The following is a 24,918-nucleotide window of genomic DNA, read 5'->3' on the forward strand; positions in this document are numbered from 1 at the left end:
CTCTGCAAGAGAGGGGGAGGGCTGGTCAAAAGCATCCCTTGGCGTGTGTCACGATGTTCTGTATGCGAGTTGACCACGTCTCTTATGCAGCGGAGGCTGGTGGCCTCAAGGCCACGGCCGCCCGACTGTCCGACCTCATCGGCGTCGCGCCGGTCGACGGAGGGGTGCATCCCCGCTTCGGCACGCGCAACGTGATCTTCCCCCTGGCCAAGGACCACTACCTCGAGGTCGTCGAGGTGCTCGACCACCCGGCGTCCGACAAGGCGCCCTTCGGTCAGGCCGTGCGCGCGGCCTCCGAGGCCGGCGGGGGCTGGCTCGGCTGGGTCGTCGCCGTCGACGACATCGCCAAGGTCGAGCAGCGACTCGGTCGCGAGGCCGTCCTCGGCAACCGGCACCGCCCCGACGGGACCGAGCTCAAGTGGCGACAGCTCGGCATCAAGGGCCTCATGGCCGACCCGCAGGTCCCCTACTTCATCGAGTGGGACGACATGACGGTGCACCCCTCGGCGGGCGCCGACACGTCGGTCTCGATCGACAACCTCCAGATCGCCGGTGACCCGAAGCGCGTGCGCGAGTGGCTCGGCCCGGAGGACACCTTCGACAAGGGCGGCATCGACTTCACGTTCGTCGCCCCCCACGGCACCCCCGGCCTGCTGTCGGTCACCTTCGACACCCCCGGCGGCAAGGTCACCATCTGACGCATTCATCAACTCGCACGCGACACGGCGGTCACCCCTGTGGGGTGGCCGCCGTTCTCGTCGTTCCGAGGACGTATGCCGTCCGGCCGCGCCCGCGACCGGAGGGGGTCAGTCGAGTGGCCGACCCGACGATGCCCCGAGGGTTCGGCGCAGCAGGACCGTGCCGGCGACGCCGACGACGACGGCGACGAGCACGGCGGTGAGCGGCGGCGAGGGCGGGAGACCCGCTCCCGTCAGCGTCGACGACAGCGACCGCTCGAACACCTGGAGCCCGTCGACGAGCAGCTCCTTCACGTCGGCGCCGCGCACGGGCGTGCCGCGCAGGGCCTCGAGGACGTAGCGGGCGGCTGTCAGGGCGGCGGCGGTGAGGGCGAGCAGGGCGAGGGCGCACACCCACGCGACGACCCGGACCACGAGCCGGCTGCGGACCGTGGCGGCGAGGAGTGCTCCGACGACGACGCCCGAGAGGGCCGCGAGGACCGTCGGCAGCCACGTCGGTGGTGCCAGCTCGCGCACGGTGCCGAGCGCGAGCTGACCGAGCCAGTCGGCGCCGACCACGGCGACGGGCGCGGCGGCGACCACCCGGAGCGCCGGGCCGCCGAGCGAGATCACGAGGCCGAGCACGAGACCTGTGACGACGCCGATGACCGTGAGGGCGACGAAGGCGAGGCGGACCTGGCCGGCGGTGGTGCCGGAGCCGCCGAGCTCGGGGTCGGGCGCCAGCGTCTGGGCGACCGACCAGCCGGTGGCGACGACGGCGCCGAGCGTCGCGAGCGCCGCGAGCCCGAGGCGCCGCCTGCGCCGACGGGCGTTCCACACCGGCGCGCAGCCGGCGAAGACGCCGGCCATGACGGCGACGACGAGCAGCGGCATGAGCAGCTGGTGGTGGAAGGGCAGCAGGGCGCTGCGCAGGTCGTTGCGAGGGTTCCACGGGGTGCCGAACGTCCCCTGGCTGGACCGGCGGACGAGCCACGGCAACAGCCCGACGAACCACCCGAGGACGGCGAGCAGCGGCACCGGCCACAGGCTCGAGCGGACCCGCCGCCTGTGGTGCTCGTCTGGCGGCGCCGCCCGCGGCGCTTCCGTCGTCGACGTCATCGTCGAACCTCCCCTGTCGTGAGCTGCCGGGTCGTCCGGCACCCGGGTCATCCTGCCATCGGCGTCAGCCGGTCACCGTGTCCACCGCTTGAGGCGCAGGGAGTTGCTGACGACGAGCACCGACGACAGCGCCATGGTCGCGCTGGCGATCATCGGGTTGAGCAGGCCGAACGCCGCGAGCGGGATGGCCGCCGTGTTGTAGCCGAACGCCCAGGCGAGGTTCTGCTTGATGATGCGCAGCGTCTCGCGGGAGAGGCCGATCGCGTCGCCGACGGCGTCGAGGTCGGGGCGCACGAGGACGATGTCGGCGGAGTCCATCGCGACATCGGTGCCCGAGCCCATGGCCAGACCGAGGTCGGCCTGGGCGAGGGCGGCCGCGTCGTTGACGCCGTCGCCGACCATGGCCACGACGCGTCCCGACTGCTGCAGCTCGGTGACGACCTCGTGCTTCTGGGCTGGCAGCACGTCGGCGCGCACGTTGGAGGCGTCGATGCCGACCTGCTCGGCGACGCTGCGCGCGTTGGAGGCGCTGTCACCGGTGAGCAGGTACGGGGTGAGGCCGAGCTCCCGCAGGCGGGCGATGGCGGCCTTCGACGAGTCGCGGACCGTGTCCTCGACGGTGAGCGCCGCCTGGGCGACGCCGTCCCAGCCGACGAAGACCGTGGTGCCGGCGTTGTTGCGGGCGTGCTCGAGCAGCTCGGGGGCCACGCCCTCGAAGAGGACGGCCTTGCCGACGGTGACCTCGGTGTCCTTGATGCGTGCGGTCGCGCCCTCGCCGGGGTTGGCCTGGAAGTCGCGGATGCGCGGCAGCTCGAGGCGTGCCAGGCGGGCACCGTCGACGACGGCGCGGGCCACGGGGTGCTCGCTGCCCTGCTCGACGGCCGCGGCAGCGGTGAGGGCCGCCGTCTTCGACAGGGTCCCGCGCACGGCGATGCTGCGCAGGCGCAGCTCCCCGGTGGTGATGGTGCCCGTCTTGTCGAGCACCACGGTGTCGACGCGGCGGGTGTCCTCGAGCACCTGCGGCCCCTTGATGAGGGTGCCGAGCTGCGCGCCCCGGCCGGTGCCGACGAGCAGGGCCGTCGGCGTCGCGAGACCGAGCGCGCACGGGCAGGCGATGATGAGGACCGTCACTGCGACGGCGAGCGAGGTCGCGAGGTCGTGACCGGTGGCGAGCCAGGCGACGAACGTGACGACGGCGACGGCGAGCACGACCGGCACGAAGACGGCCGAGACGCGGTCGGCGAGGCGCTGGACGTCGGCCTTGCCGGTCTGTGCGGTCTCGACGAGCCGCTGGATGCCGGCGAGCATCGTGTCGGCCCCGACCTTGCGGGCCTCGACGACGATGCGGCCGGTCGTGTTGATCGACCCGCCGGTGACGGGGTCGCCGGGGGAGACGTCGACCGGGGTGGACTCGCCGGTGACGAGGCTCGCGTCGACCGCGCTCGAGCCGTCGCGCACGACTCCGTCGGTCGCGACCTTCTCGCCCGGACGCACGATGAACTGGTCGCCGACGACGAGCTCGTCGACGGGGATCCGGGTCTCGCTCGTGATCCGCGACCGGGGGTCGATGCGCAGGACCGACACGTCCTTGGCGCCGAGGTCGAGCAGCGAACGCAGGGCGTCCTTGCCGGAGTCCTTCGCGCGGGCCTCGAGGAACCGGCCGACGAGCAGGAACGTCGTGACGACCGAGGCGACCTCGAAGTAGAGGTGCATGCCGCCCTGCAGCAGCTCGACGACGGAGTAGCCCCACGCGGCGAGCACCCCGAGCGACACGAGGGTGTCCATCGTCGAGGCGAGGTGGCGTGCGTTGACGGCGGCGGCGCGGTGGAAGGGCCAGGCGCACCAGAAGACGACGGGGGTGGCGAGCGCGAGCTCGAGCCAGGGGCTCGCGGCGAACGTCGGCAGCACCATGGCGAGGAGCAGCACCGGGATCGTCAGCGCGATGGCGACGATGAGGCGCGGCTTGAGCACGTCCTGGGCGGGCGTGTGTCCGAGGTGGTCGCCCTGGTCGTCGGAGGTGTGGGCCTGGTCGTCGGGGCCGGTGTGCTGGCGGGCGTACCTCGCCTGCAGCTTGCGCAGCAGCTCGCCGGCGCCGGGGGTCGGACCGGCGGCCGACCCGGTCTCGGCGCGCGGAGTGTCGTCGAGGACGCTGGCGCCGTATCCGGTCTTCTGCACCTCGGCGACGATGGCATCGACCGTCACCGGCGCGCTGAAGCGGACCTGCGCCTTCTCGGTGGCGAGGTTGACCGTCGCGGACTGGACGCCGGCGACCTTGGCGAGCTTGCGCTCGATGCGGGCCGAGCAGGAGGCGCACGTCATGCCGGTGATCGCGAGCCGCACCTCCTCGGGTGGGTGCTCGGCGGTCGTGGAGGGGGACAGGGTGTCGCTCATCGGAGGCTGTAGCCCGCCTCGGTGACGGCGGCGTCGACGGCAGCACGGTCGAGGGGCGCCTCGCTCGTGATGGTGACGGGCGAGTCCTCGCCGGGGTGCAGGTCGACGGCGGCGTCGGTGACGCCGGGCAGGGCCGTCAGCTCCTCGGTGACGGCGGCCGAGCAGTGGCCGCATGTCATCCCGGCGACGGTGATCTCGGTGTGGACGGTCTGGCTCATCGGTGCCTCCTCGGGCGTCGTGCCGGCCCAGGTGGGGGTCGGTGGGATGGTCGGGCGCGTGTTCGGAGCGGTGTCGGACTGGTTCACGGTCAGCTCCGCACGAGCCGGGCGATGGCCTCGGACGCCTCGCGGACCTTGGTCTGCGCGGCCTCGTCGGACTCGCGCGCCGCGTCCACGACGCAGTGCGCCACGTGGTCCTCGAGCAGCCCGAGACTGACGGCCTGCAGGGCCTTGGTGATGGCGCTGACCTGGGTCAGGATGTCGATGCAGTACGTGTCCGCGTCGACCATCTTCTGCACGCCCCGCACCTGTCCCTCGATGCGGCGCAGGCGCTTGAGGTAGTCGTCCTTGCTCCCGGTGTAACCGGCCATGGCACCTCCTTCTCGTCGAGAACCACGGTACCCCCTTGGGGTATTTCCCGCTCACTGGGGGGAGGGCGCGCCGTCTGCCTCGAGGAAGGTCCGGGCGAGCCGCTTCGGCGCCTTCGCCAGCCAGGCGTCCGTGACGACCTCGCGCAGCTCGGCGACGGTGAGGCGGCCGAGGTCGCGTTCGAGGAGCAGCACGGCGTTGTAGCCGTTCCAGTGCGGCGTCGTGAACCAGGGGGACTCCGGGTCGGAGACCATCGACTCCTTGTCCTCGGCCGTGCACGAGAAGGCGAGGACGTCGTCGTACAGCTCGCCCGTGGCGGGGTCGACCGCATCCTTGCGTGGCCCACGGGAGAAGGCGAAGGTCTTGCCGTGCACCTGGAACGAGGGTCGCCCGCCCGTCGGCGGGTCGCGCGTCACCTCCGGCAGCGAGAGAGCTGCCTCGTCGAGGTCGCGGAGCCTGGCGCGGCGGGATCGGGCCATGCTGACGCACAGTAGCCCGCCCTCCCCGCCGATCGAAAGAGCGATCCGTCCGCGTCTCGCCGGGCGTGTCGTGGGCGCTCGGCGGACGGATCGCTCTCTCGATCAGGGGGTATGCCGTCAGGGGAGGTAGTCGTCGACGAGCCGGCTCGCGAGGGCCGTGTAGGTCTGCGGGGTCAGGGCGACGAAGCGGGCCTCGACGTCGGCCGGCAGCCCCAGCCCCCGGACGAACTCGCGCAGGTCGTCGCCGTCGATCCGGCGGCCGCGGGTCAGCTCCTTGAGCCGCTCGTAGGGCTCCTCCATGCCGGGGACGCCCTGCGCGCCCAGGGCCCGCATCGCCGACTGGATCGGCTCGCCGAGCACCTCCCAGTTCGACTCGAGGTCGGCCGCCATGCGCTCCGGCACGGCGTCGAGGCCGGCGAGACCGCGGGCGACGTTGTCGAGCGCGAGCAGCGAGTGTCCGAAGGCCGTGCCGATGTTGCGCTGCATCGAGCTGTCGGTGAGGTCGCGCTGGAGGCGGCTCTGGACGAGCGTGCCGCCCAGGACGTCGAGCAGCGCGTTGCTCACCTCGAGGTTGGCCTCGGCGTTCTCGAAGCGGATCGGGTTGACCTTGTGCGGCATCGTCGACGACCCCACCGTGCCCTGGCCACGCACCTGGGCGAAGTAGCCCATCGAGATGTAGGTCCACACGTCGGTGCAGAGGTTGTGCAGGATGCGGTTGAACCGCGCGACGTCGGCGTAGAGCTCGGCCTGCCAGTCGTGGCTCTCGATCTGCGTCGTCAGCGGGTTCCACGTGAGGCCGAGCCCCTCGACGAAGGCGCGCGACACGGCGGGCCAGTCGACGTCGGGCAGGGCGAGCGCGTGGGCACCGAAGGTGCCGGTGGCGCCGTTGAACTTGCCGAGGTACTCCTGACCCTCGATGCGCCGCAGCTGGCGGCCGAGGCGGTGCGCGAGGACGGCGAGCTCCTTGCCCATCGTCGTCGGCGTCGCCGGCTGGCCGTGCGTGTGGGCGAGGAGCGGCACGTCCTTGAGGTCGCGCGCCATCTCCGCCACCTGGGCGACGAGCGCCCGCGCCCGCGGCAGCCACACCTGCTCGACGGCGCCCTTGACCATGAGCGCGTAGGAGAGGTTGTTGATGTCCTCGCTCGTGCAGCCGAAGTGGATGAGCTCGGCGAGGCCCTTGTCCTCCTCGGCAGGGGCGATGGCGGTCAGGCGCTTCTTGAGGAAGTACTCGACGGCCTTGACGTCGTGGACGGTGACCCGCTCGATGTCGCCGAGCTCGGCGACCTCGTCGGTGCCGAAGTCGTCGACGACCGCCCGCAGCGCGGCGATCTCGTCGTCGGTGAGGCTGCGGACGCCCGGCACGACCCCGTGGCTCGTCTGGTGGATCAGCCACTCGATCTCGACGTGCACGCGCTGCCGGTTGAGGGCCGCCTCCGAGAGGTGGTCGACGAGCGGCGCGACGGCGCCGCGGTAGCGGCCGTCGAGCGCCCCGAGCGCGATGGGCGGGGTTGCGTCAGCAAGCGAAACCATGCCGACATCCTCCCAGAGCGAGGGGAGTGGTTCGTATGCCGTCCGCCGCCGTCGGGCGGCCGCGCGCGGTCCCGGGCACACGGCATACGCCCTCGGTCAGTCGGTCGTCGACGGCTCGGGCAGCTGCATGACCGAGAACGTCTCGCCCTCGGGGCCGGCGACGAGCGCCATCCGGCCGTAGCGGGTGTCGACGGGCGGCTGCACGACGGAGCCGCCGAGGGTCGTGACCCGCTCGGCGGACGCGTCGCAGTCGGCCACGGCGAAGTGCGCCATCCAGTGCGACGGCACGGCGGCCGGGGCCTGCGCCGGGATGGCGCCGATGCCGGCGACGGCGCGCAGACCGTCGAGGCTGGCGACGGAGTACCGGACGCCGCCCTCGCCGATCTCCTGGAGCCGGTAGCCGACGACGTCGGAGTAGAAGCGGGTGCTCGCGTCGTAGTCGCGGCTCATCGACTCGGCCCAGCACAGTGCACCGGGCTCGTCGACGAGGTCGGCGCCGCTGAGCTCCTTGGCCTGCCACAGCCCGTAGGCCGCGCCTGCGGGGTCGGCGCCGACGGCGATGCGCCCCACCCGGAGCACGTTCGTGGGCTCGAGGAAGAAGACGCCACCCGCCGCCCTGGCGCGTCGGACGGCGTCGTCGACGTCGTCGGTCGCGAGGTAGACCGTCCATGCGCTGACCTGGCCCGGGTCGTCCGGGTTCTTGGCCAGGGCACCTGCGACGACGTGGCCGTCCTTGCGGGCCATGACGTAGCCGCCGGCCTGGGGAGGCAGGGCCTCGAAGGTCCACCCGAAGAGGCTGCCGTAGAAGTCACGCGCGCGGTCGAGGTCGTCGACCATGACGTCGGCCCAGCAGGGGGTGCCGGGCGCGAACGGCCCTTCGTGGACGGGCACGGGTGGCTCCTGGTGTGTTGGTGTGTTGGTGTCGTGGTCAGGCGAGGTCGGGGACGAGGAGCGAGAAGACTTCTCCCTCAGGCCCGCTCAGCACCGCACCGACACCGTAGGGGCCGTCGAACGGGCCCTGGAGCAGCGTGGCCCCCAGCTCGAGGGCCCGGTCCAGCCCGGGGACGACGTCGTGCGTCGCGAAGGAGGCGACCCAGTGCGGCGGGATCTCCCGCGGCCACTCGTCGTCGATCTCCGCCAGCCCGAAGGCCGGGTTGCCGTCGCCCGTGTGGGCCGTCGCCCAGCGCGGACCTCCGGGCTCCGTCTCGTCAGTGAACTCGTGGCCGAAGACGGCGAGCTGGAAGGTCTGGACACGGTCGAAGTCCCGCGTCAGCAGCTCGTTCCACGTCAGCGAGCCCGGCTCGTCGAGGACACCGCTGCCGGGCAGGTCGCCCGGCTCCCACACGCCGAAGTACGACCCGCCGGGGTCCACGGCGATGAGGGTGCGCGACAGGGCCCCGATGGCGACGGGACGCCCGAGGGTGCGACCGCCGTACGTGTTGATGGCGCGCTCGGCGACCTCGATGTCACCGACGCGCAGGTAGGTGGTCCACTGGCTCCGGACGGGGGCGTCGTCGGGCTTGCGGCTGATGCCGGCGACGGGATGCCCGTCGAGCAGGGCCATCGTGTAGCCGCCGGTCGCGGGGTCCCCGGCGAGCCACTGCCAGCCGAAGAGCTCGCCGTAGAAGGTCTTCGCGCGCCGGACGTCGCTGACGAGCAGGTCGACCCAGCACGGGGAGCCGTAGGGGTAGTCGGGCACGGTCAGGTTCACGTCTCGCATCGGGTCAGGGGTGGTCGGTGTCCACGCGCTGCTGCAGGCCGTCGGCCTGTCGGCCGTCCAGCTGGTCCTTGACGTGGAGGAGGATGCCACGGCACGCGGCCTCGACCTCGGCGAAGCACCGGGCGAAGTGCTCCGCTCCGCCGTACCACGGGTCGCCCGTCTCGAGGGTGCCGGCGGCCACGGCGTCCGGATCGAACTCGCGCACGAGCCGGATCTTGCCGCGGTGGTGCGGCGCGCGGGCCAGCCGGTTCAGGGTGCGCACGTGTCCCTCGTCGGAGGCGAGGATGAGGTCGAACTCGTCGAACTCGTCGGGGTCGAACTCCCGGGCCCGGTGCCGCGACCCGTCGTAGCCGTGGCGGGCGAGGACCTCGACGGTGCGCGGGTCGGCGTGCTCGCCGACGTGCCAGTCACCGGTGCCGCTCGAGCTGACCCGGACGTCGTCGGACAGACCGGCGTCGTCGACCATGCGCTGGAGGATCACGTGCCCCATGGGGGACCTGCAGATGTTGCCGCTGCACACGAAGGTGACGTGGAGTGGGCGAGGCGACATGGTGCCCATTCAACACCGCCGACCGCGCGCCGAGGCTGGTAGCCCGGGCTCTGCTTGAGAGTGGTGTCGCGAGTGCCCACGGAAGGTACATATGGCGGCGGTGTCAGTGGCCGATGACACGGTGTGCCCATGACGACGACCGCGCACCCGACCGCCGTGGGGGCTGACGCCCCGGAGGCCCTCGAGTCCCGTTTCGCCGCCTGCGTCGCCGCGGGCGACCTCGACGCGGTCGTGGGGTTGTATGCCGCCGACGCCGTCGTGAGCCTGCCGCGCGGTCGCGAGGCGGCGGGCCCTGCCGCCATCCGCGAGGCGCTCGCCGCGGCGATGGCTGCCGGGGTCCTGGGCGGCGACGGCGCTGCCGTCAGCTCGCGTGCCGTGATCAGCGGGGATCTCGCCATGACGACGTCCACGACCGCCGACGGCACGGTGCGCACCCAGGTCGCCCGTCGCACCGCCGACGGCCGGTGGGTGTGGGTCCGCGACGGCTCGCGGCTTCGCGAGGTGGAGGCCTGCATCCCCGCGCCGTCGGACACCCTGGCCGTGGCGTAGTTTCGCTCTGTGACCGACGCACCTCCCGGACCTGGGGCGCCAGCGCCGATCGACCACGCGCGTCGCTCGCACTTTGTCGACCTGACGCCCTTGCGGGTGAGTCCGGCGTTCGCCCGGCTCTGGTTCGGCAACACCCTCGCCGGCATCGGCACGTTCGTGACCAACACGGCCGTCGGGCTGCACATCTACGACCTGACCCGGTCGACCTTCATGGTCTCGCTCGTCGCGTGGTTCTCCCTGCTGCCGATGATCGTCGCAGGCCTCTACGGGGGTGCCATCGCCGACCGTTTCGACCGGCGCACCGTGGCCCTGTCGGCCTCGACCGTCGCCTGGGCCTCGACCGTGGTCCTGGCCTCGATCACGTGGGCCGGCGCCGAGGTGGTCTGGATGTTCTACGTCATCACCACCGTCAACGCCGTCGGCGCGACCATCGCCTCCGCGACGCGCCAGGCGATCACGCCGCGCCTGTTGCCCAAGGAGCAGCTGCCCAAGGCGGCGGCCCTGCTCGGCATCTCGGCGGGAGTCATGGTGACGGTCGGGCCGGGCATCGCCGGCGTGCTCGTCGCGCGGGCCGGCTATGCCTGGACCTACACCGTCGACGTCGTGCTCTTCGTCGCCGGCTTCTTCGGCCTCTGGACGCTCCCTCGCATCCGGCCCGAGGGGGAGCACGTCGCCGCAGGGGGATTCCGGTCGGTCGTGGACGGGCTCACGCACCTGCGCCGGGCGCCCAACGTGCGGATGAGCTTCGTCGTCGACATCATCGCGATGACCTTCGGCCAGCCGATGGTGCTCTTCCCCGCCGTCGGGGCGATCGTCATCGGCGGTGGGTCGGTCACGGCAGGCATCCTGCTCGCGTCGTTCGCCGTCGGTGGCATCGTGTCGAGTCTCGGATCCGGTCGCGTCACCGGCCTGCGGTGGCAGGGGCTGGCGATCCGCAACGCGATCGTCTCCTACGGCCTGGCGATCCTCGGCTTCGGAGTGGTGCTCGCCGTGACCGAGATCGGTGGGCACGCCGTGGCGTCGAGCGACTTCGGTGCCGTCAACCGGTCGGCCCTCGCGCTCGCGGCCCTCTGCCTCGCCGTCGCCGGCGGATCCGACAACATCAGCGCGATCTTCCGCCAGTCGATCCTGCAGTCAGCGGTGCCCGACCACCTGCGCGGCCGCACCCAGGGCGTCTTCACGGTCGTCGTCACGGGCGGTCCCCGGCTCGGTCAGATGTTCGCCGGCACCCTCGCGACCCTGACGGCGACGTGGGTCCCGCCCGTCGTCGGCGGCGTCCTCGTCGTCGTCCTCGTTCTCGTCACGGTCGCGCGGGTCCCGTCGTTCCGCCACTACGACGCCCTCGACCCCCGCCCCTGACGGGGACTGGGACTGGGACTGGGACTGGGACGGGCTCCTCCCGTCGGTCAGGCGTCGGGGTAGCCGGTGGGGTTGGCGCTCTGCCACCGCCACGTGTCGACGCACATGTCGTCGATGGTGCGGGTCGCGCGCCAGCCCAGCTCCGAGTTGGCCTTGGCCGGGTCGGCGAACGACACGGCGACGTCGCCGGCGCGCCGGCCGACGACGCGGTAGGGCAGCTCGCGGCCCACGGCCCGCTCGAACGCGTGCAGCATCTCGAGGACGGTGGTGCCGTGGCCGGTGCCGAGGTTCCACACGCCGACGGAATCGTCCATCGTGCCGAGCTTCGTCAGCGCGGCGAGGTGTCCCGCGGCCAGGTCCTCGACGTGGATGTAGTCCCGGGCGCCCGTCCCGTCCGCCGTCGGGTAGTCGTCGCCGTAGACCTGGAGGTACTCGCGGCGGCCGACCGCGACCTGCGAGATGTAGGGCACGAGGTTGTTGGGGATGCCCTGCGGGTCCTCGCCCATGGTGCCGCTGGCGTGGGCGCCGACCGGGTTGAAGTAGCGCAGCAGGGCGAAGCGCATGGTCGGGTCGGCCGCGGCCACGTCGCGCAGGATCTGCTCCTGCATGACCTTGGTCCAGCCGTAGGGGTTGGTCGCCGAGGTCGTGCGGTCCTCGGTGGCGGCCTCCTGGTTGGTGCCGTAGACCGTGGCGGACGAGCTGAAGACCAGCTTGTCGACGCCGTGGCGACGCATGGCGCGCACGAGGGAGAAGGTGGACCCGAGGTTGTTCTCGTAGTACTCGAGGGGCAGCTCGACGCTCTCCCCGACGGCCTTGAGCCCGGCGAAGTGGATCACGGCGTCGATCTTCTCGGTGGCGAAGAGGTGCTCGGTCTTGTCGTGGTCGGTCAGGTCGAAGGCGTGCACGGGCAGGTGCGTGCCGGTCAGGGCCTCGAGACGGTTGACCACCGTCGGCTTGCTGTTGGCGAAGTTGTCGACGATGAGCACGTCGTGCCCGGCGGCGATGAGCTGGACCACGGTGTGCGAGCCGATGTAGCCGGCTCCGCCGCTGACGAGTACGCGCATGGCGCCACCCTATCGACTCGGGTCCCCCGCCCGGGAGCGGCTCAGACGACGGTCAGCCCGGCGATCGCGGCGAGGTAGAGCGCGAGGGGCGCCACGACGAGGACGGCCGACACGGCATACATCCCCGCGGCGACGACGGGGACCGGCAGCCCCGCGATGTGCTCGGCATCGAGCAACCCGATGCGTGCGGTGGCGACCCGGGTGCTGTCGGCCATCGCCATGGCGCCCGCAGGCTTCGGACCGCCCGCCATGGCGACGATCGCCCGCCCCGTGCTGACCGGGCCGGCCCGCCGGACGGCGGCGCGGTCGGCGAGCACCTCGATGAGCAGGAGCACTTCCCGGAGCGCCGCATCGCAGCGCAGGAAGCCGGGCACCGCCTCGTGGACGACGGTGAAGAACTCGACGATGAGGTCGTGCCGCGCACTGAGGTGGGCGCGCTCGTGGGCCAGCACGGCCGAGAGCTCGTCGGGGCCGAGTCGGTCGAGGGTGCCCTGCGTCAGGACGACGCGACGGCGTACGCCCGGGACGCAGTAGGCGGTCGGGGTCGTGTGCTCGAGGACGCGCATGTGCCGGTCGGCGCCCTCACCAGGGACGCCGAGCAGGTCGACGAGATCCCGGTGGCGGCGGCGTGCGGCACGCAGGTTGCGGCCGACGCGGTCGCCCGAGAGCAGCAGGCGCACCGCGACGAGCCCGCTGAGTGCGGCGGCGACGACCACCACGACCCAGTGCTCCGACAGCCGCACCTGACGGCCGACCAGCAGGGGGATCGCCGCCGGCGCGGCGAGCAGCGCGGCGAGCACGGCGGCGACCGCCGTGGCCTGCCAGAGCACCAGCGCGGACCGGGGGGCGCGGCGCAACGACGTGGCCCGAGCCAGGGCGCGCGGCACCGGCCACGCGAGCAGGACCGCGAGGACGACGAGGGCCGCGACGACAAGCACGGCTCAGGTGGTGCGGCGTCCGGCCACGTGGTCGGCCATCAGCCGGCGCGCTCGGGTCGGCGGGCCTCGAGCGCGGCCAGGGCCGCCTTGAGCTCGTCGATCTCCTCGGCCGTCGACTCGTCGAGGAAGTGCAGCAGGGCGGTGCGGCGCTTGTCGCCGGCCAGCTCGCTGAGCGTGTGGTGCAGCGTCTCCGACGTCAGCTCGGCCCGGGTCGACGCGGCGGTGTAGCGCCAGGCGCGGCCGTCGCGCTCACGGCGGACGAGCTCCTTCTTCGCCATCCGGTCCAGCACGGTCATGAGGGTCGTGTAGGCGAGTCCGCGCTCGACCCCGATCGCGTCATGGACCTCGCGCACCGTCCGGCCCTCGGGGTGGGCGTCGGCGGTGGTCCAGAGCTCTTCCATGACGGCGCGCTCGAGGTCGCCGAGACGGTTTCGCGGAGTGGTGGGCATGGCGGGTCCAATCTACCGACGTGGCGGGTCGGCTTCGTGCGTGCGGTCGCCCAGGTGGGCATCCGGTCCTGCGCTGGTGTTCGCCATCGTCCCCGATGGCTGGCGCCGCACCTCGACGACACGGTCGAACAGCTCGGCTCCGTCGTCGCGGTGGGTCACGATGATGATCGTCTGCGCGGGCGTGTCGGTGCCCGCCACCTGTGTCGTACCCGGCGCGGCACCACCTCGGATCAGGTCCTCGACGACGGCGCGGGCCGTCGGCGGGTCGAGGTGTGCGACGGGCTCGTCGAGGAGCACGACGGGGCGCCCGCTGACGTGGGCGCGGGCGATGCCGAGCCGGGCGCGCTCACCCCCCGAGAGGCCGCGGCCGGTGGAGCCGAGCGTCGTGTCGAGCCCGTCGGGCAGGCTCTCGAGCAGGGGCGCGAGGCCCGCGGCGCGCAGGGCGCGCTCCATCGCTGCGTCGTCCGCGTCGGGCCGGGCGAGCGCGAGGTTGCCCCGCAACGTCGTCGCGAAGACGTGGGTCTCGTCGTCGACGACGGCGATGCGCGCGCGGGTCTCCTCGAGGGGCTGCTCGAGCGCGTCGGTGCCGTCGAACCGGTAGGTGCCACCCGACGGGTCGAGGTGGCGGGCGAGCACGGCGAGCAGGGTCGACTTGCCGCTGCCGTTGGGGCCGGTGACCGCGATGCGGCTGCCGGCCGGCACGTCGAGGTCGGTTGCCGTGAGGTCGGTGCGCGCGCCCGTCCACGAGGCCGTGAGCCCGCGAGTCTCGACGTCACTGCGGGCGTATGCCGTGTGCCCGGGCCGGGTGCCCGACGCGTCGACGTCCGCATGGCCGGGGATGCCGGAGTGGGTGTCGGCGACGGCCGGCGCGAGGTCGAGCAGGGCGTCGATGCGGTGCTCGCTGCCCCGGGCCCGGGCCAGGGCGCGCATGGCGTCGACGAGCGGGGTGATGGCTTCGGTGACCGCGACCGGCGTGAGCACGAGGAGCGCCTTGACGGGGGTCGAGACGGCGAGGTCCTGGGCGATGACCGCGGTCACCGCGACGGCTGCGCCCACGGCGATGAGGAAGAGGGCGGATGCGGCCGCGCGGCCGGCGCTGATGCGCCGCGTGGCCCGGTCGAGCGCGGCGTGGGCGTCGTCCAGCCAGCCGAGCGCCGTGTGCCAGCCGCCGACGGCACGCAGCTCACCGGCCTGGCTCGACATGAGCTCGCTGACGCGCATCACCTCGGCGCGGGCAGCGAGCAGCTCTGGGAGGGAACGGGACTCGAGCCGAACGGCCAACGCGCTGATGAGGCACACGACGAGCCCGAGCCCCAGCATGACGAGGCCCACGGGGGGAGCGAGCACCATCGTCAGGGCGATGACGATGCCGCCGGCGACGGCCGTCGAGATGACCGGGACCGTGACCCGGACCTGGGCGTCGACGACGTCGGTGAGGTCGTCGACGACCCCGGTGAGCACGTCGGATCGGCGGCGTCGTCCGAGGCGGGCCGGAGTGAGTGGGATGAGGGCCTCGTAGGCCGACGTCCGGCGCTCGGCGAGAAGCGCGAGGGCAGCGTCGTGGCTCGTGAGCCGTTCCCAGTAGCGGAACACGGGTCGCGCCATGCCGAAGGCGCGGACGGCGACGATCGCGGTGAGCAGCGTGAGGATGACCGGCTGCTCGGACGCTCGGACGATGAGCCAGCCCGATGTCGCGGTGAGCGCCATGCCGGCGGCGGTCGCGATGCCACCGAGCAAGCCGCCGCGGACCGTGCCGGCAGAGGGCCACCAGACCCGCCGGGTGGGGCTGCTCATCGTGAGGCCTCCTCTCGGGAGCTGGTGAGGACGAGGTGGTGGTCGGCGTGGGCGAGCAGCTCGTCGCGGTGGGTGACGGCGATGACGACACGGCGCTCGGCGAGCTCGGCGACGAGGGCAGCGATGTGCTCGGCGCCCTCGGGGTCGAGGTGGGCGGTCGGCTCGTCGAGGAGCAGGAGGGTCTCGGGCGCGAGCCAGGCACGGGCCAGGGCGAGACGCTGGCGCTGCCCGGCGGACAGGCCGAAGCCGTCGTCGCCCAGGTCGGCGGACAGGCCACCGGGCAGGGCGGCGACGACACCGTCGACCTCGACCGCGCGCAGGGCCTCCCAGAGCTGGTCGTCGGTGGCCGGATGGCCGATCGTCAGCGCCGAGCGCACGGTCCCGGTCGCGAGGAACGGCCGCTGTGTCACGTAGTGCGAGGCCGGCGCCTCGACCGTGCCGGCCGTCGGCCGACGCAGTCCGGCTGCCAGGTCGAGCAGCGTCGACTTGCCGACGCCGGACGGGCCGGTCACGACCGTGAGCCCGGGGCCGGCCACGAGGTCGAGGTCACGGATGACGGGGGCCGGCGACCCGGCATACGCGTAGGAGACGGCGCGCAGCCGCACCTCCCCGACACGTCCAGCGACCTTCCCCGACGGGGAGCTGGAAGAGAGGTCGGAGGGAGCGGGTTCCAGCTGGGCGAGGATGGCGTCGAGGGCCACGGCGCCGTCGGCGGCGGCGTGGTACTCCGCTCCGACCCGGCGCACCGGCCAGTAGGCCTCGGGGGCGAGCAGGATCGCGACGAGCGCCGGACCCAGGGCCATCGACCCGGTGGACAGGCGCAGGCCGACCGTCACCGCGACGAGTGCGACCGAGATCGTCGCGAGCAGCTCGAGCGCGGCCGACGACAGGAACGCGATGCGCAGCGTCTCCATCGTGGCGCGGCGGTGCCGGTCGCTGACCTCACGGACCGTCGAGACCTGCCGCCGGGCCCGCCCGTAGGCGACGAGCGTCGGCAGGCCGCGGACGACGTCGAGGAAGTGGCCCGAGAGCGCCGCCAGTGCCGACCACCGCCGCTCGGTCGACTCGGCGGTCGCCTTGCCGATGAGGGCGGCGAAGACGGGCAGGAGCGGCAGGGTGAGCGCCACGACGAGAGCGCTCGGCCAGTCGACGACGACGAGCGTCGCGATGGCGAGAGCCGGCACGACGGCAGCGGTCACGAGTGTCGGGAGGAAGCGGGCGGCATACGGCTCGACGGCTGCCGTGCCCGCGGTCGCGAGCGAGACGGCGGCGCCGGGCTCGAGGCGGTCGTCCGCGTCGACGGTGCCCCACCGGTGCAGCAGCGCGGCCCGCAGCGCCGACGACACGGAGACGCCGGCCCACGCGGCCACCCGCTCCGTCACCGCCGCGAGCACGGCCCGCACCGCGAAGAGCCCGAGCAGCCAAGCGAGGGGCGTGAGGAGGTCACGCCCCTCGACGACGGCCACGACGACCGCCGACAGCGCGAAGGCCGTCGCGATCGTCGTCAGGCCGCTCGCGATGCCGGCGGCGGCGAGGACGACGACCGGCCTCCGGGCGGCCGGGACCACCCGGAGGAGTCGTGGGTCTAAGGGCTTCACGGAGTCCGTGCTCTCTCGAGTGTCGGGTGATGGGGTGTCGCGAGTCAGTGCGGGACCTTCTCGAGGGGCGCGTCCTCAGGAATGTGCTTGACCGTCAAGCGCTTCCGGAAGACCCAGTACGTCCAGCTCTGGTAGATCAGGACGATCGGCGTGAAGATCAGCGCGACGATCGTCATGACCTTGAGCGTGTAGTCGGTGCTCGACGCGTTGTGGATCGTCAGGTTCCAGGCCGGGTTCGTCGAGCTCGGCATGACGTTGGGGAAGAGCACGAGGAAGTACGTCGCGACCGCCATGGCGATGGTGACGGCCGTGCCGATGAACGCCCATCCCTCGCGCCCGGCCCGGTTGGCTGCGAGCCCCCCGAGGAGCGCGACGGCCGCAACCACGGTGGTCACCCACGAGGCGAGCTTGCCGTCGGTGAGGCCGATCCAGACGAGCAGGACGACCGCGAGCGCCGCGGCGACGACCCCGACGCGCTCGGCGATCCGGCGCGCCTCGTGACGGATCTTGCCGTCGGTCTTGAGCGCCACGAAGACCGCGCCGTGCGTGAGGAAGAGCGCCACGAAGACGAGTCCGCCGAGCAGGCCGGCCGGGTTGAGCAGCGTGAAGAGGTTGCCGGTGTACTCCTTGTTCGCGTCGATCGGCACGCCGCGCACGATGTTCGTCAGCGCGACACCCCAGAGCAGCGCGGGCACGAGCGAGCCCCAGAAGATCGCCAGGTCCCAGCGCGCCTTCCACCGTGCCTCGGGCCGCTTGTGGCGGTACTCGAAGCCGAGGTTGCGCACGATGAGGGCGACGAGGATGAGCAGCAGCGGCAGGTAGAAACCGCTGAACAGCGTTGCGTACCAGTGCGGGAAGGCCGCGAAGGTCGCACCGCCGGCGGTCAGCACCCACACCTCGTTGCCGTCCCACACCGGGCCGATCGTGTTGAGCAGGACGCGGCGGCGCTTCTCGGCGTCGACGGCGTCGGAGGCGTAGCGCTTGCCGCCGAGCACGGGCATCAGCATGCCGACGCCGAAGTCGAAGCCCTCGAGGACGAGGTAGCCCGTCCAGAGGACACCGATGACGATGAACCAGAAGGTGGCGAGATCCATTGCAGCTCAGCCCTTCTCAGTAGGCGAAGACGAGGGGTGCGTCCTCGTCCCGGTCGGCGGGGTCCTGCGGCTCCTCGAAGGGCTCGGCCCCCTTGCGGACGTAGTGCAGGAAGAGCTTGATCTCGACGACGGCCAGCGCCCCGTAGAGGAGCGTGAAGACGACCATCGAGGTGATGACCTCGCCCATCGAGACGTTCGGTGAGACCCCGTTGGCGGTCGTCATGAGGCCGAAGACGAGCCAGGGCTGGCGGCCGACCTCGGTGAAGATCCAGCCGAAGCTGTTGGCGAAGACGGGCAGGAGCGGAGCGGCCACGGCGGCATACGCCAGCCACCTCGACGTCGGGGTGCGCCCCTTGCGGGTCAGCCACAGGACGGCGAGCGCGATGAGCGCCGTCACGACGCCCAGCCCGATCATGAGACGGAACGACCAGTAGGTGGTCGGGATGTTGGGGACGTAGGCGGTGGTGGTGTCGGCGACGCGAGGGTTGCCGCTCGCCCCGTAGGTCTGGGCGTACGCGGCCTTGAGGTCGTTGATGCCCTTCACCGCGCCCTTGAAGTCCCCGGTCGCGAGGAAGCTGAGCAGGCCGGGGACCTCGATGATGGCGTTGGCGTGCGAGCCGTCGAGCGAGCCGACCGTCAGCACCGAGAAGGGCGCTCCGACACCCCCGGGCACGGAGCCGTAGAGCGCCTCGGCCGCCGCCATCTTCATCGGCTGGACCTCGGTCATGATCTTGCCCTGCGCGTCGCCGGAGATGACGACGCCGACGGCCGCGACGAGCGTGAAGACCGCGGCCATCCGGGTCGCCCGGCGGTACAGCGGTGCGTCGGTGCGGGCAACCTCCTGCGCATCGTCAGCGGCGCGCTTGGCCTCGCGGCGCATCAGCCACAGCGCGACGCCCATGACGACGCCGGCGCCCGCCATGTACGCCGAGAAGATGACGTGCGGGAAGGTGACGAGCTGGACCTTGTTGGTCAGCACCGCGAAGAAGTCGGTGAGCTCGGCGCGGCCGCTCGCCTTGTTGTACGTGTAGCCGACCGGGTGCTGCATGAAGGAGTTGGCGGCGAGGATGAAGTAGGCCGACAGCACCGTCCCGATGTGCACCAGCCACATCGTCCCCGCGTGCAGCTTCTCCGGCAGCCGGCCCCAGCCGAAGATCCACAGGCCGAGGAAGGTCGACTCGAGGAAGAAGGCGAGCAGCGCCTCGATGGCGAGGGGCGCACCGAAGATGTCGCCGACGAAGCGCGAGTAGTCGCTCCAGTTCATGCCGAACTGGAACTCCTGCACGATGCCCGTCACGAGCCCGAGCGCGAAGTTGATGAGGAAGAGCTTGCCGAAGAACTTCGCCAGCCTCATCCACTGCGGGTTGTGCGTGCGCACCCAGGCGGTGTGGAAGACGGCGACGATGAGGGACATGCCGATCGTGATCGGCACGAAGAGGAAGTGGTACACGGTGGTGATGGCGAACTGCCACCGGGCCAGGTCCGTTGCATCCATGAGGGCTCCGCAAGGGGTCAGCACCAAAACTACATGACGTAGTAGATGCTAGCGGCTGGTCCGAGGACCGACCCCGCAGGTGTCCAGCGTTGGAGCGTGACGCCGCTCACGCGCGGGTCGGCGTTGACAGGGCCGCGCCCCGCTGCCTTACTTCCCGGGTGACCGAACTCGACGTCGTCGTCGACCCCGCCTCCCGGGAGGCCCCCTTCGAGCAGGTGCGCTCGCAGGTCGAGGCGCTGATCCGCTCGGGCCGGCTCGTGCCCGGCGACCGGCTCCCGACGGTTCGGGCGCTCGCCGTCGATCTCGGCCTCGCGGCCAACACGGTCGCCCGCGCCTTCAAGGAGCTCGAGGCCGCTGGGCTCGTCGAGACGCGCGGCCGGGCCGGCACGGTGGTCGCCTCGGGGGAGCACGCTGCCGAGGCGGCGCTCGCGGTGCTCGCCGAGCGGTTCGTGGCGGCGGCCCGCCAGGCGGGTGTGGGCGATGCCGCAGCCGTCGAGATCGTCCGTCGCGCCCAGCGCGGGGCCTGACAGCCGACCCGAGCGGAGGTCGTATGCCGGGTCGCCGCGTCAGGCGTGCCGGTGCAGCGGGTGCAGGATGCGCGAGACGGCGATGCGGTGCGATCGGTCGCGATGGGGCCGAGGTGACGGTGATGGGGTCGGCTCGGGACCAGCTGGCAGATCCGACACAGGTCCGGACTCATGGACGGACTGCTGGGCAGCCGCAGACTTCACGGCCCAGGCGCCGGCGAGGCGGGCTGCGTGTGGAGGGATGCCCATGACGTGCTCCTTGTGCGGCGGGAAGGGGGTGCTGATCGCTCCCACAGCTCAGAGCGGGGTGGTGTCCTGCTGATACCTCGCCCCTCGCCGGCGGTTCCTGCCGAGGTAGTCCCGCGTGTGCACTTCGTGTTGTCAGAACAACGAGAGGTGCACACGCGGGCGAGGCTCACGCGCGCTCAGTCGACGAGGTCGATGTCCCAGCGCTCGTCGGGACGCAGGCTGGGTGCCGTCCACGCCGGGTCCGGCCGCCACCGCGTCCACTCGTCGTCGAACGGCCAGTCGCCGCGCGCGAAGGACGCCCGCCCGTGCTCACCGTTGAGCCGGATCGCCCGGGCCTGCCCGGCCGTCACCCGCCCCTGCTCGACGGCCGCCTCGAGCTCGTCGGAGTCCTTGACGTTGATCGTCCCGTCGGTCTCGATCCACAGGTCGAGCACGTGGTCGCCGGTGAAGGTCTTGTGCCCGGCACGCTGGTGGGCCGTCTCGAGGTTGACGTACCAGCCGCCGAACTCCCAGCTGTCGTGCGCGGCCGGGTCCGCCGGGTCGTGCTCCTCCGGGACGTCCCAGAAGAGCCACACCGACCAGGGGGCGTCGGCCGGCGCGATCCGCAGGATGCCGGCTCCGCGCCACCGTGTCAGGGCCTGGACACGCTGGGCGTCCCGGAGGAACCGCTCACCCATCGGCACGTCACGCAGGTCCGAGCCGTCGGAATACCTCTTCGTCAGCTGGACGGTGCCCGGTGCCAGCCAGGCGACGAGGCCGCGCTCGTCGTCGCGGACGACACGCATCGGTGAAGTGTTCTCGGGGCCTCCGCTGCGCCACCCGTGGTCCCGATAGCGCCACATGACGACGTCACCGACCCCGAGGAAGGGCGCGACGCCGAGCGGTCGTGCACCCTCCGGCACCGTCACGGGATACGGCGCGAGCACCGGCCCGTCGGTCGGCGGCGGGGCATCGGGCATCGGCAGGACCTCCGGCATCCGGACACCCTACGGGCTGCCTCAACGGGTCGGGGTCACCTTCGCGATGGCGATGCGGCGGCCGGCCTTCTGCTCGTACGGGGCGAAGCTCGGGTAGGTGGTGACGAAGTCGTGCCAAGCCGCCTCCCGGGCGTCCCCGGCCAGCACCTCGACCGAGACCGGCATCTGCTGGCGGCCCACCTGGATGGTGGCCGTGGGAGTCGCGCGCAGGTTGCGGATCCACTGCGGCTCCTTCGGCTGCCCGCCCGCCGTCGCGGCGAGGTAGTAGGCGCCGTCGCGCTCCACGTACGCGACCGGCACCGTGTGCAGCTGCCCGGAGCTGCGTCCGGGAGCCGTGAGCAGCAGGACGGGGCTGCCGCCACGGGCCCGGCCGCCGATCCGCCCGCCGGTGTGTCGGTAGGTCCAGGTGGCGCCCGCGTTCCCCGCCCGCCACAGTCGTCGACTCATCGTGCCCATGCCCATCCCCTCACTCGGTCCGCAAGCCCCCTGTGGACCGAGTCAAGCACTCGGCGACGGTCCGCGTCAGCCCGTGCCGCGCTGGTCGACGATGCGGCGGGCCTTGCCGATGGAGCGCTCGATCGATCCTGGGTCGCGCACCTCGACGCGGCACGTCGTGCCGATGTGCGTCTTGATCGCGTGCTGGAGGGTGCGGGCGATCTCGTCGGCGGCGCCCGCTTCCAGGCGCGTCAGCGGCTCGACGAGCACCGTCAGCTCGACCATCCGGCCGGGCTGGGTCAGGACGCACTGGAAGTAGGGCGACAGCCGCGGCTCGGCGAGCACGTGCTCCTCGATCTGGGTCGGGAAGACGTTGACGCCGCGGATGATCATCATGTCGTCGGTACGTCCGGTGATCTTCTCCATCCGGCGCATCGACGGGACGGCCGTGCCGGGGAGCAGCCGCGTCAGGTCCCGGGTGCGGTAGCGGATCACCGGCATCGCCTCCTTCGTCAGCGACGTGAAGACGAGCTCGCCCACCTCTCCGTCGGGCAGGACCTCCTCGGTGATCGGGTCGATGACCTCGGGGTAGAAGTGGTCCTCCCAGAGGTGCAGCCCGTCCTTCGTCGTCGCGGCCTCCTGCGCGACGCCGGGGCCCATGACCTCCGAGAGGCCGTAGATGTCGACGGCGTCCATGCCGGTGCGGCGCTCGATCTCCTGGCGCATCGACTCGGTCCACGGCTCGGCGCCGAAAATCCCGACCTCGAGGCTCGTGCCGGCCGGGTCGATGCCCTCGCGCTCCATCTGGTCGAGCAGGCTGAGGAAGTAGCTCGGCGTCACCATGATCACCCGCGGCTTGAAGTCCTGGATGAGCTGCACCTGGCGCTCGGTCATGCCGCCGCTGACCGGCACGACGGTCGCACCGAGCCGTTCGACGCCGTAGTGGGCTCCGAGACCGCCGGTGAACAGGCCGTAGCCGTACGCGACGTGGACGATGTCGCCGGGACGGCCGCCGGCGAGCCGGATCGAGCGGGCCATGAGGTCGGCCCACGTGTCGATGTCGGCCTTGGTGTAGCCCACCACGGTGGGACGTCCCGTGGTCCCGGAGCTCGCGTGCACGCGTACGACCTGCTCCCGCGGGACGGCGAACATCCCGAAGGGGTAGTTGGCCCGCAGGTCCGCCTTGGTCGTGAATGGCATACGACTCACGTCGTCGAGCGACCGCAGGTCATCGGGATGGAAACCCTTGGCGTCAAAGGCATCGCGATAGTGCGAGACGTTGTCGTATGCCGTCCGCACCGTCCGTCGCAGACGCTCGAGCTGCAGGTCGCGCAGCTCACCCACCTCGAGGGTGGGGATCTCGTGGTCGGGGAGTGCCGGTCGGCTCGAGGGTGACTCCGTCGTCATGGCCCCATTCTGCCCACGCCTGCATGTGCAACACACCCGGTAACAGTCAACGCGCCACGGGTGCAATCGTGACGGGTTGACTGTTACCGGGTGTGTTTGCGGCTCAGGGTTTCTGGGCGTCGGTCGTCTCTTCCTCGTCCTCGGTGCGCATCCGCGCGAGGAACGACTTGGTGCGCTCGTGCTGCGGGTTGCGGATGACGTCCTTCGGCTTGCCCTCCTCGACGACGACACCGCCGTCCATGAAGACGACGTGGTCGGCGACGTCACGCGCGAAGCCCATCTCGTGCGTCACGACGATCATCGTCATGCCCTGCTGGGCGAGGTCGCGCATGACGCGCAGCACCTCGCCGACGAGCTCGGGGTCGAGGGCCGAGGTGGGCTCGTCGAAGAGCATCAGCTTCGGGTCCATCGCCAGGGCCCGCGCGATCGCCACCCGCTGCTGCTGGCCGCCCGAGAGCTGCGCCGGGTAGGCGTCCGGCTTGTCGCCGAGGCCCACCTGCTCGAGCAGCTGGACGGCACGCTCGCGTGCGTGCTTCCTGTCGACGCCCTTGACCTGCACCGGCGCCTCGGCGACGTTCTGCAGAGCCGTCATGTGCGGGAAGAGGTTGAACCGCTGGAACACCATGCCGATGTCGCGACGCTGCGCCGCCACCTGCTTGTCGGTGAGGTGGTGCAGGTGGCCGTCCTTCTCGCGGTAGCCGACGAGGTCGCCGTCGACCCAGATGCGGCCACCGTCGATCGCCTCGAGCTGGTTGATGCACCGGAGAAGGGTCGTCTTGCCCGAGCCGGAGGGACCGAGGAGGACGACCACCTGGCCGCGACGGACGTCGAGGTCGATCCCCTTGAGCACCTCGGTGCCGTGGAAGCTCTTCATGACGTTGACGGCGCGGACCAGGGGCTGCTCTCCCTCGGTGCGAGAGCGGTCGACGGCCATGGTGCTGCTGGTCGCGACGTCCATCGGGGTGTTCGTGGTGTCGGACATCAGGCGCCTCCCGCCCCGGCCGGCCGCGCGAAGCGTTTGTTGGGGGCCCCGGTGCCGAAGCCGCGGCCGAAGCGCTTCTCCAGGAAGTACTGGCCGACCATGAGCACCGACCCGACGATGAGGTACCACGCGGTGACGGCCACGAACGCCGGCATGATGAGCAGCGTCCGGTTGCCGATCGCGCTCGTCTGGTAGAAGAGCTCGGTGATGACGGGGATCGCCGAGAGCAGCGAGGTGTCCTTGACCATGGCGATCGTCTCGTTGCCGGTCGGCGGAACGATGACGCGCATCGCCTGGGGAAGCACGACCCGACGCATCGCCTTGCCCCGGCTCATGCCGAGCGCCGCAGCCGCCTCGGCCTGACCCGTGTCGACGGACAGGATGCCGGCCCGGGCGATCTCGGCCATGTAGGCGGCCTCGGAGAGGCCCAGGCCGATGATGCCGGCGAGCAGCGTGCTCGAGAACTGGTTGACGTTGAGGGTGAAGAACGTGAAGTCGCTCGACAGCCCCATGAACGAGGCGAGCTGCTGGCCGAACGGGACGCCGAAATCGACCTTGTTGTAGAGGAAGCCGACGCCGCTGCCGATCATCGCGAGCAGGACCAGGCGCGGGATCCCGCGGAAGAACCACGTGTAGACGAACGAGACGCCGCGCAGCACCGGGTTCTGCGACAGGCGGAGCACGGCGATGATGACGCCGCCGACGATGCCGATCGCCATCGAGCCGACGGTGCCGATGATGGTGCCCTTCCAGAGCCCCTCGATCACCGGGGTCTGCTGCATGATCTCGAGCGCCTTGGAGAAGTCCCAGCGCGGGTTGGTCACGAACGAGCTGATCATCATCCCGATGAGCAGGATGATCACGGCAAGGGCGACCCACCGGCCCGGGTGGCGCACCGGCCGGGCGTGGATGACGCCGGGGCGCTCTGACGTCGCGTCGGTCATGGCG

25 protein-coding genes are annotated in these 24,918 nt (G+C 71.8%); 4 read left to right on the top strand and 21 right to left on the bottom strand.

Features of this window, described 5'->3' with window-relative positions; genetic code table 11:
* Window positions 1-62: 62 nt before the first annotated feature.
* Window positions 63-698: a VOC family protein gene (locus AC1DIW_RS16655; protein ID WP_442278813.1), complete on the top strand. Its 636-nt coding sequence runs from the start codon at window positions 63-65 to the stop codon at window positions 696-698.
* 108 nt (window positions 699-806) lie between these two features.
* On the opposite strand, the gene AC1DIW_RS16660 is transcribed toward AC1DIW_RS16655, so the two are convergent.
* The 9 genes from AC1DIW_RS16660 to AC1DIW_RS16700 all read right to left on the bottom strand — a co-directional run bounded on the left by AC1DIW_RS16660 (window position 807) and on the right by AC1DIW_RS16700 (window position 9,053).
* Window positions 807-1,796 (bottom strand): hypothetical protein, encoded by a 990-nt coding sequence (locus AC1DIW_RS16660; RefSeq protein WP_478109573.1) that lies wholly within the window; start codon window positions 1,794-1,796, stop codon window positions 807-809.
* Window positions 1,797-1,868: 72 nt separating this feature from the next.
* Window positions 1,869-4,187: a heavy metal translocating P-type ATPase gene (locus AC1DIW_RS16665; protein ID WP_478109574.1), complete on the bottom strand. Its 2,319-nt coding sequence runs from the start codon at window positions 4,185-4,187 to the stop codon at window positions 1,869-1,871.
* Window positions 4,184-4,405, bottom strand: a complete 222-nt coding sequence (locus tag AC1DIW_RS16670; RefSeq protein WP_478109576.1) for a heavy-metal-associated domain-containing protein — start codon at window positions 4,403-4,405, stop codon at window positions 4,184-4,186. The genes AC1DIW_RS16665 and AC1DIW_RS16670 overlap by 4 nt, the downstream gene beginning before the upstream one ends.
* An 89-nt stretch (window positions 4,406-4,494) precedes the next feature.
* Window positions 4,495-4,776 carry a metal-sensitive transcriptional regulator gene (locus tag AC1DIW_RS16675; RefSeq protein WP_442278817.1) on the bottom strand — a complete coding sequence of 94 codons (282 nt, stop codon included), beginning with the start codon at window positions 4,774-4,776 and terminating at the stop codon, window positions 4,495-4,497.
* A 51-nt stretch (window positions 4,777-4,827) separates the two neighbouring features.
* A complete protein-coding gene (locus AC1DIW_RS16680) occupies window positions 4,828-5,253 on the bottom strand; it encodes an MmcQ/YjbR family DNA-binding protein (protein ID WP_478109578.1) in 426 nt (141 codons plus the stop codon).
* 117 nt (window positions 5,254-5,370) lie between these two features.
* Window positions 5,371-6,783: an adenylosuccinate lyase gene (gene purB / locus AC1DIW_RS16685; RefSeq protein WP_478109580.1), complete on the bottom strand. Its 1,413-nt coding sequence runs from the start codon at window positions 6,781-6,783 to the stop codon at window positions 5,371-5,373.
* A gap of 96 nt (window positions 6,784-6,879) precedes the next feature.
* Window positions 6,880-7,674, bottom strand: a complete 795-nt coding sequence (locus AC1DIW_RS16690) for a VOC family protein (RefSeq protein ID WP_478109581.1) — start codon at window positions 7,672-7,674, stop codon at window positions 6,880-6,882.
* A gap of 37 nt (window positions 7,675-7,711) precedes the next feature.
* Complete coding sequence (locus AC1DIW_RS16695) at window positions 7,712-8,503, bottom strand: VOC family protein (protein ID WP_478109583.1); 792 nt, start codon at window positions 8,501-8,503, stop codon at window positions 7,712-7,714.
* A 4-nt stretch (window positions 8,504-8,507) separates the two neighbouring features.
* The gene (locus AC1DIW_RS16700) at window positions 8,508-9,053 is read right to left on the bottom strand and encodes a low molecular weight protein-tyrosine-phosphatase (protein WP_478109584.1); all 546 of its coding nucleotides are present in this window, start codon (window positions 9,051-9,053) and stop codon (window positions 8,508-8,510) included.
* 129 nt (window positions 9,054-9,182) lie between these two features.
* On the opposite strand from AC1DIW_RS16700, the gene AC1DIW_RS16705 reads away from it, so the two are divergent.
* Window positions 9,183-9,602, top strand: a complete 420-nt coding sequence (locus tag AC1DIW_RS16705; protein WP_442278823.1) for a YybH family protein — start codon at window positions 9,183-9,185, stop codon at window positions 9,600-9,602.
* Window positions 9,603-9,611: 9 nt separating this feature from the next.
* A complete protein-coding gene (locus tag AC1DIW_RS16710) occupies window positions 9,612-10,961 on the top strand; it encodes an MFS transporter (RefSeq protein ID WP_442278824.1) in 1,350 nt (449 codons plus the stop codon).
* Window positions 10,962-11,008: 47 nt separating this feature from the next.
* On the opposite strand, the gene galE is transcribed toward AC1DIW_RS16710, so the two are convergent.
* From galE to AC1DIW_RS16745, 7 genes are read right to left on the bottom strand one after another with little or no spacing between them, the layout of a single operon-like run.
* Window positions 11,009-12,025, bottom strand: a complete 1,017-nt coding sequence (gene galE, locus AC1DIW_RS16715) for a UDP-glucose 4-epimerase GalE (RefSeq protein WP_478109586.1) — start codon at window positions 12,023-12,025, stop codon at window positions 11,009-11,011.
* Window positions 12,026-12,066: 41 nt separating this feature from the next.
* Window positions 12,067-12,963: a M56 family metallopeptidase gene (locus AC1DIW_RS16720; protein ID WP_442279454.1), complete on the bottom strand. Its 897-nt coding sequence runs from the start codon at window positions 12,961-12,963 to the stop codon at window positions 12,067-12,069.
* Between the two features lie 38 nt (window positions 12,964-13,001).
* The gene (locus tag AC1DIW_RS16725) at window positions 13,002-13,412 is read right to left on the bottom strand and encodes a BlaI/MecI/CopY family transcriptional regulator (protein ID WP_478109588.1); all 411 of its coding nucleotides are present in this window, start codon (window positions 13,410-13,412) and stop codon (window positions 13,002-13,004) included.
* 12 nt (window positions 13,413-13,424) lie between these two features.
* Window positions 13,425-15,206: a thiol reductant ABC exporter subunit CydC gene (gene cydC / locus AC1DIW_RS16730; RefSeq protein ID WP_478109590.1), complete on the bottom strand. Its 1,782-nt coding sequence runs from the start codon at window positions 15,204-15,206 to the stop codon at window positions 13,425-13,427.
* Window positions 15,203-16,804 carry a thiol reductant ABC exporter subunit CydD gene (gene cydD / locus AC1DIW_RS16735; protein WP_478109592.1) on the bottom strand — a complete coding sequence of 534 codons (1,602 nt, stop codon included), beginning with the start codon at window positions 16,802-16,804 and terminating at the stop codon, window positions 15,203-15,205. The genes cydC and cydD overlap by 4 nt, the downstream gene beginning before the upstream one ends.
* Window positions 16,805-16,848: 44 nt before the next feature.
* Window positions 16,849-17,898 (bottom strand): cytochrome d ubiquinol oxidase subunit II, encoded by a 1,050-nt coding sequence (gene cydB / locus AC1DIW_RS16740; protein WP_442279450.1) that lies wholly within the window; start codon window positions 17,896-17,898, stop codon window positions 16,849-16,851.
* Between the two features lie 16 nt (window positions 17,899-17,914).
* On the bottom strand, window positions 17,915-19,393 hold the full coding sequence (locus AC1DIW_RS16745; RefSeq protein ID WP_478109594.1) for a cytochrome ubiquinol oxidase subunit I: 1,479 nt from the start codon (window positions 19,391-19,393) through the stop codon (window positions 17,915-17,917).
* Window positions 19,394-19,551: 158 nt separating this feature from the next.
* On the opposite strand from AC1DIW_RS16745, the gene AC1DIW_RS16750 reads away from it, so the two are divergent.
* Window positions 19,552-19,920, top strand: a complete 369-nt coding sequence (locus tag AC1DIW_RS16750) for a GntR family transcriptional regulator (protein ID WP_442279448.1) — start codon at window positions 19,552-19,554, stop codon at window positions 19,918-19,920.
* 425 nt (window positions 19,921-20,345) lie between these two features.
* On the opposite strand, the gene AC1DIW_RS16755 is transcribed toward AC1DIW_RS16750, so the two are convergent.
* The 5 genes from AC1DIW_RS16755 to AC1DIW_RS16775 form a co-directional block, all read right to left on the bottom strand.
* Window positions 20,346-21,146, bottom strand: a complete 801-nt coding sequence (locus AC1DIW_RS16755; RefSeq protein WP_478109596.1) for a DUF402 domain-containing protein — start codon at window positions 21,144-21,146, stop codon at window positions 20,346-20,348.
* 21 nt (window positions 21,147-21,167) lie between these two features.
* Complete coding sequence (locus tag AC1DIW_RS16760; protein WP_478109598.1) at window positions 21,168-21,602, bottom strand: nitroreductase/quinone reductase family protein; 435 nt, start codon at window positions 21,600-21,602, stop codon at window positions 21,168-21,170.
* A gap of 66 nt (window positions 21,603-21,668) precedes the next feature.
* Window positions 21,669-22,988, bottom strand: a complete 1,320-nt coding sequence (gene paaK, locus AC1DIW_RS16765; RefSeq protein WP_478109599.1) for a phenylacetate--CoA ligase PaaK — start codon at window positions 22,986-22,988, stop codon at window positions 21,669-21,671.
* Window positions 22,989-23,091: 103 nt separating this feature from the next.
* Window positions 23,092-23,922: an amino acid ABC transporter ATP-binding protein gene (locus AC1DIW_RS16770; RefSeq protein WP_442279461.1), complete on the bottom strand. Its 831-nt coding sequence runs from the start codon at window positions 23,920-23,922 to the stop codon at window positions 23,092-23,094.
* A gap of 47 nt (window positions 23,923-23,969) precedes the next feature.
* Window positions 23,970-24,914, bottom strand: coding sequence for an amino acid ABC transporter permease (locus AC1DIW_RS16775; protein WP_478109600.1), 945 nt, complete (start codon window positions 24,912-24,914; stop codon window positions 23,970-23,972).
* Window positions 24,915-24,918 lie beyond the last annotated feature (4 nt).

The sequence above is a fragment of the Terrabacter sp. 01T434 genome, from assembly GCF_056398545.1.

Excerpts from the sequence above, each read along its gene's own strand:
- AC1DIW_RS16655 (WP_442278813.1), top strand. The coding sequence starts at position 63 with ATGCGAGTTGACCACGTCTCTTATGCAGCGGAGGCTGGTGGCCTCAAG.
- AC1DIW_RS16660 (WP_478109573.1), bottom strand. The coding sequence starts at position 1,796 with ATGACGTCGACGACGGAAGCGCCGCGGGCGGCGCCGCCAGACGAGCAC.
- AC1DIW_RS16665 (WP_478109574.1), bottom strand. The coding sequence starts at position 4,187 with ATGAGCGACACCCTGTCCCCCTCCACGACCGCCGAGCACCCACCCGAG.
- AC1DIW_RS16670 (WP_478109576.1), bottom strand. The coding sequence starts at position 4,405 with ATGAGCCAGACCGTCCACACCGAGATCACCGTCGCCGGGATGACATGC.
- AC1DIW_RS16675 (WP_442278817.1), bottom strand. The coding sequence starts at position 4,776 with ATGGCCGGTTACACCGGGAGCAAGGACGACTACCTCAAGCGCCTGCGC.
- AC1DIW_RS16680 (WP_478109578.1), bottom strand. The coding sequence starts at position 5,253 with ATGGCCCGATCCCGCCGCGCCAGGCTCCGCGACCTCGACGAGGCAGCT.
- purB (WP_478109580.1), bottom strand. The coding sequence starts at position 6,783 with ATGGTTTCGCTTGCTGACGCAACCCCGCCCATCGCGCTCGGGGCGCTC.
- AC1DIW_RS16695 (WP_478109583.1), bottom strand. The coding sequence starts at position 8,503 with ATGCGAGACGTGAACCTGACCGTGCCCGACTACCCCTACGGCTCCCCG.
- AC1DIW_RS16700 (WP_478109584.1), bottom strand. The coding sequence starts at position 9,053 with ATGTCGCCTCGCCCACTCCACGTCACCTTCGTGTGCAGCGGCAACATC.
- AC1DIW_RS16705 (WP_442278823.1), top strand. The coding sequence starts at position 9,183 with ATGACGACGACCGCGCACCCGACCGCCGTGGGGGCTGACGCCCCGGAG.
- galE (WP_478109586.1), bottom strand. The coding sequence starts at position 12,025 with ATGCGCGTACTCGTCAGCGGCGGAGCCGGCTACATCGGCTCGCACACC.
- AC1DIW_RS16725 (WP_478109588.1), bottom strand. The coding sequence starts at position 13,412 with ATGCCCACCACTCCGCGAAACCGTCTCGGCGACCTCGAGCGCGCCGTC.
- cydC (WP_478109590.1), bottom strand. The coding sequence starts at position 15,206 with ATGAGCAGCCCCACCCGGCGGGTCTGGTGGCCCTCTGCCGGCACGGTC.
- cydB (WP_442279450.1), bottom strand. The coding sequence starts at position 17,898 with ATGGATCTCGCCACCTTCTGGTTCATCGTCATCGGTGTCCTCTGGACG.
- AC1DIW_RS16745 (WP_478109594.1), bottom strand. The coding sequence starts at position 19,393 with ATGGATGCAACGGACCTGGCCCGGTGGCAGTTCGCCATCACCACCGTG.
- AC1DIW_RS16755 (WP_478109596.1), bottom strand. The coding sequence starts at position 21,146 with ATGCCGGAGGTCCTGCCGATGCCCGATGCCCCGCCGCCGACCGACGGG.
- AC1DIW_RS16760 (WP_478109598.1), bottom strand. The coding sequence starts at position 21,602 with ATGGGCACGATGAGTCGACGACTGTGGCGGGCGGGGAACGCGGGCGCC.
- paaK (WP_478109599.1), bottom strand. The coding sequence starts at position 22,988 with ATGACGACGGAGTCACCCTCGAGCCGACCGGCACTCCCCGACCACGAG.
- AC1DIW_RS16770 (WP_442279461.1), bottom strand. The coding sequence starts at position 23,922 with ATGGCCGTCGACCGCTCTCGCACCGAGGGAGAGCAGCCCCTGGTCCGC.
- AC1DIW_RS16775 (WP_478109600.1), bottom strand. The coding sequence starts at position 24,914 with ATGACCGACGCGACGTCAGAGCGCCCCGGCGTCATCCACGCCCGGCCG.